This is a genomic window from Paenisporosarcina sp. P4_B8 (assembly GCF_056402175.1).
Genome location: NZ_JBFUHX010000005.1, coordinates 183,467 through 198,094 on the forward strand (window position 1 = coordinate 183,467; position 14,628 = coordinate 198,094).

The 14,628-nt window shown below is 36.6% G+C and carries 11 protein-coding genes and 2 pseudogenes; 10 read left to right on the forward strand and 3 right to left on the reverse strand.

From position 1 onward, the window contains the following. The first annotated feature begins 232 nt into the window (after positions 1–232). Entirely contained in the window at positions 233–3,748 is a 3,516-nt protein-coding gene (locus AC1DSK_RS07215) for a S8 family serine peptidase (RefSeq protein WP_477548697.1), read from the forward strand. Between the two features lie 285 nt (positions 3,749–4,033). Here AC1DSK_RS07215 and AC1DSK_RS07220 read toward each other — a convergent pair whose 3' ends face one another. Then, a complete protein-coding gene (locus tag AC1DSK_RS07220) occupies positions 4,034–4,507 on the reverse strand; it encodes a MarR family winged helix-turn-helix transcriptional regulator (protein ID WP_477548698.1) in 474 nt (157 codons plus the stop codon). A 151-nt stretch (positions 4,508–4,658) separates the two neighbouring features. Between AC1DSK_RS07220 and AC1DSK_RS07225 the strand changes: the two genes are divergently transcribed. The 9 genes and pseudogenes from AC1DSK_RS07225 (at position 4,659) to AC1DSK_RS07265 (ending at position 11,877) form a co-directional block, all read left to right on the forward strand. After that, positions 4,659–5,243: a DUF3238 domain-containing protein gene (locus AC1DSK_RS07225; protein WP_477598135.1), complete on the forward strand. Its 585-nt coding sequence runs from the start codon at positions 4,659–4,661 to the stop codon at positions 5,241–5,243. Positions 5,244–5,385: 142 nt separating this feature from the next. Next, positions 5,386–5,970, forward strand: a complete 585-nt coding sequence (locus tag AC1DSK_RS07230) for a DUF3238 domain-containing protein (protein ID WP_477548710.1) — start codon at positions 5,386–5,388, stop codon at positions 5,968–5,970. 71 nt (positions 5,971–6,041) lie between these two features. Then, on the forward strand, positions 6,042–6,668 hold the full coding sequence (locus tag AC1DSK_RS07235; protein WP_477548711.1) for an FMN-dependent NADH-azoreductase: 627 nt from the start codon (positions 6,042–6,044) through the stop codon (positions 6,666–6,668). A 482-nt stretch (positions 6,669–7,150) separates the two neighbouring features. After that, positions 7,151–7,634 (forward strand): annotated as a pseudogene (locus AC1DSK_RS07240) (DUF2975 domain-containing protein). 36 nt (positions 7,635–7,670) lie between these two features. Continuing rightward, a pseudogene (locus tag AC1DSK_RS07245) lies at positions 7,671–7,833 on the forward strand (helix-turn-helix domain-containing protein). 151 nt (positions 7,834–7,984) lie between these two features. Continuing rightward, entirely contained in the window at positions 7,985–8,755 is a 771-nt protein-coding gene (locus AC1DSK_RS07250) for a DUF817 domain-containing protein (RefSeq protein WP_477548712.1), read from the forward strand. A gap of 142 nt (positions 8,756–8,897) precedes the next feature. Continuing rightward, positions 8,898–9,356, forward strand: coding sequence for a DIP1984 family protein (locus tag AC1DSK_RS07255; protein ID WP_477548713.1), 459 nt, complete (start codon positions 8,898–8,900; stop codon positions 9,354–9,356). Positions 9,357–10,277: 921 nt separating this feature from the next. Next, positions 10,278–11,261 carry a ring-cleaving dioxygenase gene (locus AC1DSK_RS07260; RefSeq protein WP_477548714.1) on the forward strand — a complete coding sequence of 328 codons (984 nt, stop codon included), beginning with the start codon at positions 10,278–10,280 and terminating at the stop codon, positions 11,259–11,261. A 19-nt stretch (positions 11,262–11,280) separates the two neighbouring features. Next, entirely contained in the window at positions 11,281–11,877 is a 597-nt protein-coding gene (locus tag AC1DSK_RS07265; protein ID WP_477548715.1) for an NADPH-dependent FMN reductase, read from the forward strand. 356 nt (positions 11,878–12,233) lie between these two features. Here the strand turns inward: AC1DSK_RS07265 and AC1DSK_RS07270 are convergent, their stop codons facing one another. Together AC1DSK_RS07270 and AC1DSK_RS07275 are read right to left on the reverse strand one after the other, a co-directional pair. Further along, positions 12,234–13,451: an MFS transporter gene (locus AC1DSK_RS07270; protein ID WP_477548716.1), complete on the reverse strand. Its 1,218-nt coding sequence runs from the start codon at positions 13,449–13,451 to the stop codon at positions 12,234–12,236. 79 nt (positions 13,452–13,530) lie between these two features. Then, on the reverse strand, positions 13,531–14,154 hold the full coding sequence (locus AC1DSK_RS07275) for a LysE family translocator (protein WP_477548717.1): 624 nt from the start codon (positions 14,152–14,154) through the stop codon (positions 13,531–13,533). Between the last annotated feature and the right edge of the window lie 474 nt (positions 14,155–14,628).

Below are 14,628 nucleotides of genomic sequence, written 5' to 3' on the forward strand. Positions count from 1 at the left end.
TAAATGACAATCTTTTTTATGGAATTTTTACATATAAGTCTATCAAACTATGCTAAATTCCCCCAATTTACTGTTTTTTATGCTGTATGTACAATTTGTAGTGTAATTATTCACTCAGTGGGGTTAGCATTGCGTAAAGTTATTATTCCATAATTTTATTAAATTCCTAAACTCATAATTGTAGTGAAATAATTATAAAACTCAAAGATAAATAAAAAAAGGAGAGATGTAAATGAACAAGAGTAAATTAAAGGCATTTAAAGTGATGACTACTGCAGCTGTAACATCCTTACTTCTTTCATCAATCACAGTTTTTGCGGAAACGAATGACACATCAACCGAGTCACAATTGACCAACCAAGTATTTGAGTCTAATTTAACAGAAGCAACTACAGATGAAACAGGGACAGTAGACCAAGCCCACAAGCCAGTTGATACTCAATATGCTCCTAACGATTCTGTACGAGTGATTGTGGAAATGACAGGAGAACCTGTACACAGTGCCAAGGGAAATGAATCTGAAAAGAAAAAATTAAAGCAAGCTCAAAAATCATTAATCCAAGAGATGAAAGAAACGAAAAGGTGGAATGTGAAAGAGCGACATCACTTTGTAACAGGTATTAATGGCTTCAGTTTGGATACAGAGTTCAAAAATATCAAAGAAATCGAAAAACTATCTGGAGTGGCTAGTGTACAGATTGCAGAGACTTATCAACAAACGATGAGCACTAGTAAATCCATGGTACAAGCGAAAAAAGTATGGGAAGAGTTAGGTTACCATGGTGAGGGGATGGTGGTTGCTGTTGTCGATACCGGAGTGGACTATCGCCATCAAGATCTTACTATGTCTGACAGAGGAAAAGCGAAAGCCAAGTGGAACTCTACTAATATTCAAGAAAAATTAGCTGAAACAGCTGTAGAAGATCGCTGGTATTCAGATAAAGTACCAGCTGGTTACGATTGGGCTGACCGAGATCAAGATGTTCTTCCATATGCTACATCACATGGAATGCATGTAGCTGGAACGATTGGGGCCAATGGAACCGATGAAATCGACGGGGTAAAAGGGATTGCACCCGATGTGCAGATCCTAGCGGAAAAAGTCTTTTCCGATTATTGGAATGGGGCATTTGCAGATGATATCATAGCCGGAATCAATCACGCGGTAGAAATGGATGCCGATGTCATCAACATGAGCTTAGGAACTGACGGTGCTTTTGTGGATGAAGAAGATCCTATACAAAAAGCAGTTCGTACTGCTACAGAGAATGGAGTATTAGTGGTTGCAGCAGGTGGAAACGCATACTACAGTACTAGAAGTGGATCAACCGCATATTCTCATGCACCATATGCTCAGAATCCTGATATTGGAGTAGTAGGAGCACCTGGTTCAAGTCCATTTGCTTTACAAGTAGCTTCTTATGAAAATGATAAAGTCCATATGGACACACTTACTCTTCCAGATGGGAAACCACTTATTTACAAACGCCATGCAGGTTATGTTCAAATGGCAAATGTCTTTGCTCCAGGAGAAGAGATTGAGTTAGTTTATGTAGGTTATGGTAGTACCGAGGATTTCGCTGGAAAAGATGTAAAGGACAAAATCGTGGTTGCAGAACAACAATGGGCGGGTAGTGAACAATATATACAATCTCCTACTCAAAAGAATGGAGCAAAAGGAGTAATAATGGTACCTTTAGCTACACTAGGAAATTATGCCAAATTACTTTTTTCTCCTTATGGCAACATTCCAGGAGTTAGTACTGGGATTGCTGAAGGAAAGGACTTAATTCAACGTTTGAAAAGTGGTGAAAAGATTAAGGTTAAAGTGGGTAAAGGAACTTTAATCGATAATAATACCAAGGGGACAATGTCTGCATTCTCATCATTTGGAGCACCACATACCCTTGATTTTAAGCCTGAAATCACCGCACCTGGTGGTAAGATTTATTCTACTGTCATGGATAACAAATATGAAATATATAGCGGAACTTCGATGGCTTCGCCACATGTAGCGGGTGCAGCAGCCCTAGTGTTACAGTCGCTCTATGAAAAAGGCGTGACGAGAGGTTCAGATGGTATTTATCGGGCGAAAACAGCTTTGATGAATACTGCTCAAATCATAATGGACCCTACAACAGAAAGTAACATTCCATATTCTCCACGTAAACAAGGATCAGGGATGATGCAGATTGCTAATGCACTAAAAACACCTGTATTAGTCAAAGATAAGTTTGCTAATCCAGAAAATGCAGCTGCTGTGGAGTTAAAAGAGATTAAGCAAGATAAAGTGAAATTTATGCTGGAAGTTGAGGCGTTAGCGGGTAAATCTTCTCCAGAAGAGATTACGTATGATGTCTATCTAGACCTTTTAACAGATGATACTGAGCAGAAAGATCTAGATTTAAATCGCGATGGGAAAATTGATAAGACGATGGAAGTGTTAAAGCTAACAAGTAAGCGAATCGATGGAGCAACAGCGAAGATCAACGGAAAAGATTTTAGCGACATAACACCTGCCACCTTTACCGTGAAAAAAGGTCATCTGCAAGATTTAGAGGTGGATATTAAACTTCCAGATGGATTGAAGAAAAATATATTTGTTGAAGGATTTGTTCGCTTTGTTCCGAAAAATGGAGATCAAGCTTCGATTCCGTCTTTAACTATTCCGTATATGGGCTTTTATGGAGACTGGGATCAACCTCAGAACTTAGATGCACCGATGTGGGACAAAAATGCATTTTTACAAGAAACAGCTCTATTTCCATACTATGGTAAGAAAAATTGGCTTGGCAGACCAGCTATAGCAATTGGTTATGATAAAGCGGACAAAACATTCGCAGAAGAAAGAATGTCCATCTCTCCACATGCTGCGAACCAGGGTCTTTATTCACAGTTTACCACCTTGCGGAATGTAAAAAAGGTAGACATGTACGTTGAAGATGCATCAGGTAATCGAGTTCGTTATCTTGGAGATTACAGTGATTTTACTGGAACTGGAGAACCATGGAAATTCCGAAAAAATATAATGTCAAACAGCGAGTTCACTTGGGGTGGCTATATCTGGAATTTGAAATCAGATGATGGAAAATATGTTCCAGACGGAAAGTATCAATTTATTATGGAGAGCACATTAGATTATGAAGGAGCACGTCCGCAAAAGGTTAAGATGCCGATTAATATAGATTCTGTTGCACCAAAAGTAGAAAATATTCAAGTCAACAAAACACCAGAAAATAAATATCTGATTAGTTGGAACATGACGGATAATGCAGGGGGAAGTGGCTTAACAAAATCGATGGTTTATGTCGATGGCAATGCTAGACAAATTATTGCAACACAAACGTCCTTGCTAGTAAATACTGAACCGAAAAGTGTTGTCGTAGTGCCATTTGACTGGGCAGGTAATGTCACTTATGAAATATTTGGAGATCGCTCGTATTTAAATGAGTATTTATTCCTTTCAGCGTGGGATGTATGGTCTAGACCAATAACGCAAAAGGAGCCAGGTCATATTTTGGGAATTGGCTTGAAAAAATTGAACTGGACCATTACAATCGAAGATCCTACAGGAAAAGTGGTCGATACTTTTAAATTTGCTAATACAGAGACTGCTTATATAAAAGACTGGAAACCATCTACTGATCTACCTAGTGGGAAATATAAAGTGATCGCCGAGATGGAAGAAATTGGAACTGGTCTAAAAATTTCAACAACTCCACGCTATATGACGATAGTTCAACCTTAAAAACGAACCATAAGATAAAACCTCAATCCTTTATGATGTTTAGAAGGGTTGAGGTTTTATCATGTACGAATCCTGGATGTTTCATATAAAAAAGAGCCCCACTTTTCGCGCCCTTTAATGGAACAATGAAAATAGAAACACAAATGCAATTTAGCTTGTTTTCTTGGACTAACGCTCCCGTACAATTCTTCACAAACCTTGCTGCTAATTTATATCATTACAGGAATGCTGTACTGTTAGTATGAATTTAAGCACGATTAAAAGTTCCCTTTATAAACTCTATAATTACCAGACAGGTCTTAACCTCGATGATAGTTTATCTTCATTTTCTTCATAAACTAATTTTGTTAAATCTTCTTTGAGCATTTGCAGGCGTTCAGCACCTATGTTTTCAATCCAACGTTGCTCAATCTCAGTTAGTATCTTCTCTTTTGCTTTCACTACTAACCAACCTCGTTCGGTCAAAACAATAATTTTTCCTCTCTTATCAGTGGGATGAGCTTTGCGCATTACATAACCACTTTTCTCAAGATAATCCACCATTTTACTCACAGCTTGCTTTGTAATTCCTAAATATTCGGCTAGTTCTATACCTGTTGCTCCGTTGGGAGTGATGCATTTAAACATAAAACCATGTACAGGTCTAATATCTCCAAATCCCAATTCACTCAATCTGTCATGTAATTCATTAATTGATGTACTAAAGGATAATGATAATAGTGATGTAAGATCTAATTCACTAAATACTTCATGATTCACACATAAAACCTCCTTAAATAAAGTCAATTAGGTTGACTTTATTTGAAACCCATTGTACTATACACCATGTAGTCAATCAAGTTGACCATAGTTCGATTATAAAAGAAATAGGATTCACCGAAACAAAATTAATACTTTATGGAGGGTTCTCATGGCTAACATCGTTAAAATTAGAGGAAGTGTATTTGCACCGTATGCTTGGTTGGAACCTATTATAGATCCTGCAACAGGAAGTGTATTCGAATATACTGGTGATGCTCGTGAATTTTCACCATATGCTGTAAATACAATGCGGTCAAGATTAGAGCAAGAAGTGATTATTGATTTTTATAAAAAAGAAATTTTCACATATACAAATGCTTGTATCGTAACTGTAAAAGTTACAAATCCAGATGGTTCTATTGATTATAAAAAAGGAAAAACAAGCACAGAAAATATTGTATGTACTAATGTTGTGTGGGGAACTGATGAAGTTTCTTTTGAAATGAGGGCAAGTGCAAGCAATCCTTTAAATGCAGCAGCACCTGCGGCTGATTATTTATTAACTATACATGTTAACAAGAGTGGTGGTGCACAAATTGAAGGTGCACATGATGGATTCCCCTGCTATGAATTTTATAAACAAACAGATTTTGGTCCATTTGAATTAATATATACACATGATTTCAGAAAAACTGGTGACACTCCAGCAGCGCTAGCTGGGGAAATGGAATACAGTTTTAAAACGACAATCTAGTTATAAATACTAAGTAGAAGTTTACAAGCAGCAAATATTAAAGGAAAAGCAATAATTTGTACGAAAGAAATTGCAATCTGTTTTGCTCAATGGCTCAATATTATTATCCAAAATAAAATTAAAAATCATAGAGGTGTGTCTCATGACTATTATCGTTAAAGTTAGAGCAAGTGTATTTATTCCAATGTCTTGGACTGAACCTAAGAAGGATACTCAAACAGGAAACGTGATTCAATTCGAAGGTGACTCACGTGAATTTACACCATATGCTGTAAACGCTATGCGTTCCAGAGTTGAACAAGAAGTAGTTGTAGATTTTTATAAAAAAGAAATCTTCACATATGCGAATACTGGCATAACAACAGAAAGAATCACAACTACTGATGGTTCCGTTAATAAAAAAACAGGAAAAGCTAGTACGGAAGGTATTTTGTGCACTGATGTTGTATGGAGGTCAGATGACGTCAAATTTCAAATGAGTGCTAGCGCTAGCAACCCATTAAATGTATATGCACCTCCCGTTGATTATCTATTAACTGTACATGTCAAAAAAGATGGTACTGTCGATATTCAAGGTGCACATGACGGATTCCCTTGTTATGAATTTTATAAGCAAGTAAACTATGGTCCGTTTGAAAAGATTCATACACATGACTTCAGAGAAACGGGTGATACAGCTGAAGCTCTAGGTGGAGACATGGAATATAGTTTTAAAAAGATATTGTAAAGACAATAGGATTCCCTTTTTAGTGAATAAATATATAACAACATAAGAGTGTGTAACAGGAGGAAAAGAGAATGACAACAGTTTTATTTGTAAAAGCAAACAATCGTCCCGCAAACCAAGCGGTGAGTGTGAAATTATATGAGGCTTTTTTAGCAAACTATAAAGAATCACATCCAAATGATACAGTGGTAGAACTTGATTTATACAAGGAAGAATTGCCATATGTAGGAGTAGATATGATTAACGGTACATTTAAGGCTAGTAGGGGACTTGATTTAACAGCAGAAGAAGCAAAAGCAGTAACTGTTGCTGATAAATATTTAGAACAATTCCTTGCAGCTGATAAAGTTGTGTTTGGATTCCCATTATGGAACTTAACAATTCCGGCTGTATTACACACATATATTGATTATTTAAACCGCGCGGGCAAAACATTTAAATATACGCCAGAAGGTCCAGTAGGTCTGCTTGGAGATAAGAAAATTGTATTATTAAACGCAAGTGGCGGTGTATATTCTGAAGGACCAAAAGCTGAAGTAGAAATGGCTGTTAAATATGTAGCAAGTATGATGAGCTTCTTCGGTGTAAAAAATATAGAGAAAGTAGTGATTGAAGGTCACAATCAATTCCCAGATAAAGCAGAAGAAATTATTGCTGCAGGGCTTGAAAAAGTTGTTAAAGTAGCAAGTACATTCTAATTAATAAAAAACTTGTCACTCAATATAGCAGTACCAACACTTTTATAGCGGTGGTACTGCTTTTTTTATTCGCTTATCTTGCTACATTTGGAGAAGTTAGAGTCCAATTGATGTAATAATTCCATTTTAATCTTATAAAACGATAGAAAGAAGGATTAAATTACAATGAAAAGTTGAAGGACAAAATCAACTATTCTGTCCTTTAGCTTAAGTACAATCCTTCAAAATCTCACCGACAAATATCGAATTTTCTTTAAAAGGTTGGGTGCTTAAAGGTTCAGATTAGGTGTACGAGTTATAAAATGAATAGTTTAAAGTTATAAAGCATTTCTATGTAATGAGGAATGCTTTTTATTTTATCAAAAATTAATAGGATTCTTCAAAAACAATAATAATGTAATTGAAATCAATATTTTTTTATTTTAAAACGATAAATCATGTGGTAAAGTCATATTGACAAAAAAATAACTGAGGTGCTTTTTATGAAACGTAAACAAGGTACAATAATTTTCTTAAAGTTAGTTGTTTTTCTTATTGGAATTACTGCTTGCTTTGTGTCTATTTTGGTTGCCTTGGATAGCCAGTAGAGATGCAGAAGCGAATCCAGAGACTGCTTACTTGCAATATCCCTTTTTAGTGTGTGGGTATGTATTGTCTATTCCATTTTTTGTTGCGTTGTATCAAGCATTTATACTTTTAACCTACATAGATAGGAACAAGGCTTTCTCGGAAGTATCTGTTAACGCTTTTAGGTATATAAAATACTGTGCAATCACAATCAGTACCTTAATTGTATTAGGAATAATATTCGTAGTTTTATTTATTGAAGGTGATGTAGCAGGTGTTATAGGACTGGGATTAATGTGCACTTTTGCTTCAAGCGTAATTGCATCCTTTGCGGCTGTTCTTCAAAAGCTTTTAAAAGAAGCTATTGATAAAAAATCAGAAAATGCTTTAACGGTATGAGTGAATAACACGGCAATTACAATCAATATTGATGTGATGCTGGCTAATTTGGCTAATAGGGGTATTAGCGTTACAGAACTTTTGGAGAGGGTTGGAAGGTAATCTTTCTATATTGAAAAAAGGAAAGGCAAAGGGGATTCGATTATCAACTTTAGAGGAGATTTGTAGGGCTTTAGAATGTCAACTCGGAGATGTTTAAGAATATCGAAGTAATGAAGACACCCAAGATTAATAAAGTGTAAATATTTAACATTCGGCGGTGAACCTATGTACATAACCCTAAATCTATTTAACTACTTTACTAAGCAGGACATACAAATATTCAGTAAGAACCTTAGGAGGCACAAATCATGAGAGCACTAAAAAAACTCGTTCATTTTGGTTGGGAGCAGGCCTTATCATGTTTGGTTCCTGTCGTCATTTTTGCCTCTTTGGCTTTTACACAGATCATACCACTTCCATTCCTACCACGGTATGACTGGCTGCTCATCATCTGCCTTCTGATGCAGTGGTGGATGATACGTTCTGGGCTTGAAACACTGGATGAACTAAAGGTTATCACATTGTTCCACCTTATTGGACTTGCTCTTGAACTTTTCAAGGTACATATGGGCTCTTGGTCTTATCCAGAGGAAGGATATTTCAAAATTTTTGGAGTGCCTCTCTATAGCGGATTCATGTACGCAAGTGTAGCGAGTTATCTTTGCCAGGCGTGGAGGAGATTTAAGATTGAACTGGTTAAGTGGCCACCGTTTCTGGTAGTTGTCCCTCTTGCAGCTGCGATTTATTTGAATTTTTTCACCCACCATTATTGGATTGACGTTCGTTGGTGGTTATCAGGACTTGTAATTATCGTCTTTTGGCAATCATGGGTCACTTACGTGGTTGATGGAACTCGTTACCGTATGCCACTCGCACTTTCTTTTGTGCTCATCGGATTTTTTATCTGGATAGCAGAAAATATCGCAACGTTCTTTGGAGCTTGGGAGTATCCAAACCAAACCGATGCATGGAGTCTCGTTCATCTAGGAAAAGTGAGTTCATGGCTCCTATTAGTGATTGTAAGCTTTCTTATAGTAGCGACGTTAAAGCGGGTGAAGGGAAAAATTCCACTAGGATAGATACTAGACAATTTTTATAACTGATTTTTTTGTAATTTGGATATTTATGTTAAAATATTTATAGATTAGTAAAGATTTCTAGGCTCAAAAGAATTGTTTTAGATATGTAAGGAAGCTCAATTATAGAAAGAGGGATATCACAATGAAATTAGCGGAAGCCCTGATTTTACGTACTGATTATCAAAAGCGAATTGAACAATTAAAAAATCGATTAGTACAAAATGCAAAGATACAAGAAGGAGAATTACCAAATGAGGATCCGAAAGAATTACAAAAAGAATTAACTAATTTGTTAAGTCAATTAAATCGTCTAATTAAAAGCATTAACCGTACGAATTTCCAGACTGCATTTGAAGAAAATCAATCACTTGGAGATGCTTTAACGGAACGTGAGTTACTTGGACAAGAAAGAAAAATTTATAGCGAGTTACTGGAGCAAACTTCTTTGCGTCATGACCGTTACTCCAGGTCTGAAATTAAATTCATAACAACAATCAATGTAAGAGAGACACAAAATTATGTAGATGAACTGTCCCGAAAATATAGATTGTTTGATACAAAAATTCAAGAATTAAATTGGCGTACAAACTTAGTAGAATAAATTTAATAGTCGGTAACGAAATGGGAAGGCGAGTACAAAACCCACCAACGGGTAAAGTTGGCTACCGGTAAGGGTTTCGGGGTAACCCTAGAGGTTCAAGTCCTCAAATGACAAGTTAAACCCATTACTTTTACATGAGTATATATTAATAATACAAATTACAACCATGTACTGATTTTCATTTCGTGAGGGTGGGTAAGGGGACTAGATTTCTTAATGTTTTTTTATTAAATATCGCTTGCTTTACTTCACTACCAGGAGTAAAGCTTTTTTCATATGCAACTAACGGGACACTACTTTGAATGTGTCTCGTATATCTCCGAACAAAAGTGATGCATTAATTCTAAAATCGTGTTATATTTAGTTTGAATTAAAGATATTTGAATTAAAGGTATTTGGATTGAAGATAGTTAAGGGGTGATGCTATTGGTGTTAACTCAAAAAACTGCTTGCGGTTTCTGTTATTCCTCGTGCAGCCCAATCGATTCAGGAAGTGATTAGAAAAGATGTAGCAAGATTTGACTTGAATCTAACAGAGTTTGCTGAATTAGAATTACTCTAGAATAAAGGCATCAACCAATTCAATTGATTGGCAAAAAGGTTCTCATTTCAAGTAGTAGTATCACTTGTGTGATAGATAAGCTTGAACAGAAGAAGTTTGTTGTTCGTTGAGCATGTCCAAAAGATCGTCGTGTAACTTATGCTAGTCTAACGATTCTTGGGAAGGACTTTATTGATCAAAATTCCCCTCAGCATGAAAAGAAACTCGAAGAAATCTTTGAACAGTTAAAAAATGAAGATCTGAATAAAATGATTGAACTACTAAAACATATAAGTCAGCAAGCAAGGAAACTATAATTTTTTTATTAATTATCTCGAATTCGAGAATTATTAATTTGATATAAAAAAGGAGGAACCATAATGAATCATTTAAAAGGAATTCACCATGTAACAGCGATTACAAGTAGTGCAGAGAAAAACTATGAATTTTTCACATATGTATTAGGAATGCGTTTAGTAAAGAAAACAGTAAATCAAGATGATATTCAAACGTATCATTTATTCTTTGCAGACGATAAAGGTTCTGCCGGTACAGATATGACATTCTTTGATTTTCCAGGTATTCAAAAAGGAACACACGGAACGAACGAAATTTATAAAACGGCTTTTCGTGTACCAACCGATGCGGCACTTGATTACTGGGTGAAACGTTTTGATAAGTACAAAGTAAAACATACAGGCATTAAAGCAGTATTTGATAAAAAAACTATTTCATTTGTTGATTTTGATGATCAACAATATATGTTAATTTCAGATGAATTCAATGAAGGTGTTTCATCAGGTACACCTTGGCAGAGTGGTCCGGTACCACTTGAATTTGCGATTACAGGTTTAGGACCTATTCATGTTCGTATCGCTCATTTTGATTATTATAAAGAATTATTGGAAAAAGTAATGCTAATGCGCGAAATAGCAGAAGAGGGTTCTATGCATTTATTTGAAATGGGCGAAGGCGGAAATGGTGCACAAGTGATTGTGGAGCACAATACGATTTTTCCAGCAGGCCGACAAGGATTCGGTACAGTCCATCACGCAGCCTTCCGTGTGGAAGATACAAAGGTATTATATGAGTGGATTGAACGTTTGAAAGAATTTGGTTTAGGTACTTCGGGGTATGTTGATCGATTCTTTTTTGAATCATTATATGCACGCGTAGCACCTGGCGTCCTGTTTGAATGGGCAACAGATGGTCCTGGATTTATGGGGGACGAGCCTTACGAAACAGTAGGGGAAATATTATCGTTACCGCCATTTCTTGAAGGAAAAAGAGAACAAATTGAGGCATCAGTACGACCAATCAACACGGTTCGAAGCACACTTAAAATTGAAAAAGAGTACTTGTAAGGAGGTGAAATAACAAAAAATGGGCTTTTTAACTAAATTATTTGGAGCACAAAAATTGGAGGAAAAAACAATGACAAAATTAAATATAGGTATTATTTTAGGATCAACACGTGAGGGGCGCGTAAGTCCACAAGTAGGATCATGGGTAAAAGAATTAGCAGATAAACGTGGTGACGCAAATTACACAATTATCGATATCGCGGAATACAAACTACCACTTTTAGGTGAAGCAGGCGGCGATGCATCAGGTGCAGGAGCATGGTCAGAAATCATTGCAAAACAAGACGGATTCGTATTCATTGTTCAAGAATACAATCACTCTATTACAGGCGCACTAAAAAATGCATTAGATTACCTACGTGATGAGTGGAATAATAAAGCAGCTGGTATTGTATCATATGGTTCTGTAGGTGGGGCTCGTGCAACAGAACATTTACGCGGGATTTTAAGTGAATTACTAGTAGCACATGTTCGTGTACACCCAGCTTTATCACTATTTACAGACTTCGAAAACGGAACAGTATTCAAACCAGCTGAAGTTCAAGCGGCTTCAGTAAACCAAATGTTAGATCAAGTTATTCCTTGGACAACTGCATTAAACACAATACGCAAGTAATTTTCAAAGATGTAAATCAAAAACCCAAAATGTGCATGGTATCATGTACATTTTGGGTTTTTTTGAAGTTGAATAAATTCTGAGAAAAATGATATCAAGATGATTGAAGGTTTTGCTCAGAAACTATAGAGAAAATATCATTTACCGATTTTATTAAAGAATATGAGGAAAACATGATGTACAAAATAGCTGGATAGATAATGGCATCTAGCGCTTGCTTATTTAATGCAGGCCGGCAATTATATGCACTTAATATAATAATTTTTCTACTCCTTGTACAAACTAACAAGTGCTTTAATTTAACAATAGGCCATAGCAGTTAAGAATAACTGGTAATGTCTCCTTTTGATAAGCATTTAGTTCTCTATTTCTTTCACATCGATGAACTTAAATACAAGAAAAGTCAAAATAACACCCAGTGCGCCTGCCATCAAATAACTAACATTGAGATAATTGTTCATGACCAGCGCCATGATTGGTGGTCCAGCTGCCACGCCAATGAAACGAGCAGAACTGTAGAAAGATGAGACGGTACCTCGTTCTTCTTTATCAATATTCTCCGTTATGAGTGCGTCAAGAACAGGGAGAATGGCACCTATGGCAATTCCGACAAGGCTGGTAATAGTGAGCAAGACCCAAAGTCGGTCGGCCCATATTCCAACCATACCCACGCTCACTGACAAAGCAATTAGACAGACTAGCATCGTTTTTTTCATCTTGTCTAGATTGCCTTTGATATTGCGGCCAGAAAAGTAAGAAGCGATACACAACATTAATAGAGGAATGGCCAGCACGTAGCCTTTCTTAATTCCTTTCAATTCGTATGCTTTCTCCAGAATTTCCGATAGAAAGAAAAGTGTGCCGAATAAAATAAGCATAACAAAAATACCACTGAGAAAGACGGCGGATAGCCACTTTCCTTCCTCTTGAAATGTCTGCTTACTGTTGCTTAGGAACTCCTTGAATTTCTTTGGCTCCTCTTTTTCATGGGGTACTTTGATAAAGAAAAAAATAAGAACTATTGAAATAAGACTGAAAAAGGAAATGGAGAAGAATGGAAGGAACCATAAGAAAGAAGCGAAAGTAGCTCCTAATATTGGACTAATCACTTTTCCGAACGTATTCGAAGTTTCGATGATGCCAAGACATGAACTAGTTTTTTCATCATCGTCTTTATACAAATCCCCAACGAGTGGGAGGATGATCGGGAAGGCACCAGATGCACCGATTCCCTGCAAAATTCTCCCGATGATAATCCAGGCGAAGGGGTTATCCAGTTTCCAGGAGGCGTAACCGGCAATTAATCCACCAATCAGGGCTAAAATCAAACTAGGCAATATGACAATTTTACGGCCAAATCGATCGGATAGATAGCCTGCAATTGGGATGAGGAAAATGGCTGCTATTGAGTAACTTGTGATAATCATGCTCGACTGAAACGAAGAAATACCCACCGTTTTTTCCAAAATGGGAAGAACGGGAATTAGCATTGAATTTCCTAATGTCATTACAAGTGGAATTGAAGCCATACTGACAATGCACCATGTACTGACTTTTTTTTCACTGTTTTCCATACATACACCTCAGACGATTTCATATAGAGGAACGTATTTAGGGTCTCCAAGACGTACATTTTTATGCGGGTGCGATTTGCTAGAAAAGTGAATGATAGGCTTGGACGCCGAAATAAACGCCGAAGCCGATCATGGAAAGGGAGGATATCATGGAAATGCCTGTCAGGATGTTATTCGAAAGCACTTTGCTGGCGCTACTGGACAATAAGGATATAGTTAAATCCACCATCATAATTCCCAATAATATGGCTCCACTGCAAATGAAGATTTCATATCCTGCCAATGGTTCAGAAGACCCTACAAGGAGGGAACCATAAATACCTAACCAAAAAAGGACCGTCAAAGGGTTTAGAAACGCCATGAATAAGCCGGCTATGTATGTATGTCGAATTCGATTTGTCTTGGTCATTGTATTTGCTTTAGTTTTGTGGAGCGCAAGCAGATTTTCAATCCCCGTATAAATGAGGACAAAGCATCCGAAAGACCAGAGCAGCGTTTGCATGAATGGTGAATCGATGAATTTAGCGATTCCGAAGTACACTAAAAGCATGTACAGGATATCGGAAGATAAGGCTCCAAGACTGAAAATCCATGCACGAAAAAAGCCTTTGTTGATGCCTGTATTTATCAGCGTAGCTTTTACTGGGCCGATAGGTGCTGCCAATGAAATTCCAAGAAATACATACGTAAAGAATGAATACATGGAAAACCCTCCAATAAGATCTGTCTTAGCATCTTATTCAGAAGCCGTATTCTCTACAACTAATTTAAAATAGTACACATAAATAATAGAATATCCCGAAAACTAAAACCGACACCACCATTGCGATGATAATTCATATAATTGAAGATCAAGGGCAATCACCATTCTGTATACCAAGGTTTAATGATAAACAGGAACTTGTTGCTAAATCTAAAAATCTTCTGTCGCCTTGAGTAATCTAATGAAAAATAATCATCAGTAATATAGAATTTATTAGAAATGAAAATATTTCCATCTATTTATTGAACTGGAAAAAAAGCAATGGTAAAATGAGATTTACTAAAAGAAATGGAGGTTTTCCTTTTGACAGCATCTATGAGACTTAGAATCCAAACTTTGAACCGTTAATTGCATATGGTCAAGACTCTGCTTAAGTATGGAGTAAATGGGATTAGTCTGTCTCTTTAGGAAAAC

Excerpts from the sequence above, each read along its gene's own strand:
- AC1DSK_RS07215 (WP_477548697.1), top strand. The coding sequence starts at position 233 with ATGAACAAGAGTAAATTAAAGGCATTTAAAGTGATGACTACTGCAGCT.
- AC1DSK_RS07225 (WP_477598135.1), top strand. The coding sequence starts at position 4,659 with ATGGCTAACATCGTTAAAATTAGAGGAAGTGTATTTGCACCGTATGCT.
- AC1DSK_RS07230 (WP_477548710.1), top strand. The coding sequence starts at position 5,386 with ATGACTATTATCGTTAAAGTTAGAGCAAGTGTATTTATTCCAATGTCT.
- AC1DSK_RS07235 (WP_477548711.1), top strand. The coding sequence starts at position 6,042 with ATGACAACAGTTTTATTTGTAAAAGCAAACAATCGTCCCGCAAACCAA.
- AC1DSK_RS07250 (WP_477548712.1), top strand. The coding sequence starts at position 7,985 with ATGAGAGCACTAAAAAAACTCGTTCATTTTGGTTGGGAGCAGGCCTTA.
- AC1DSK_RS07255 (WP_477548713.1), top strand. The coding sequence starts at position 8,898 with ATGAAATTAGCGGAAGCCCTGATTTTACGTACTGATTATCAAAAGCGA.
- AC1DSK_RS07260 (WP_477548714.1), top strand. The coding sequence starts at position 10,278 with ATGAATCATTTAAAAGGAATTCACCATGTAACAGCGATTACAAGTAGT.
- AC1DSK_RS07265 (WP_477548715.1), top strand. The coding sequence starts at position 11,281 with ATGGGCTTTTTAACTAAATTATTTGGAGCACAAAAATTGGAGGAAAAA.
- AC1DSK_RS07270 (WP_477548716.1), bottom strand. The coding sequence starts at position 13,451 with ATGGAAAACAGTGAAAAAAAAGTCAGTACATGGTGCATTGTCAGTATG.
- AC1DSK_RS07275 (WP_477548717.1), bottom strand. The coding sequence starts at position 14,154 with ATGTATTCATTCTTTACGTATGTATTTCTTGGAATTTCATTGGCAGCA.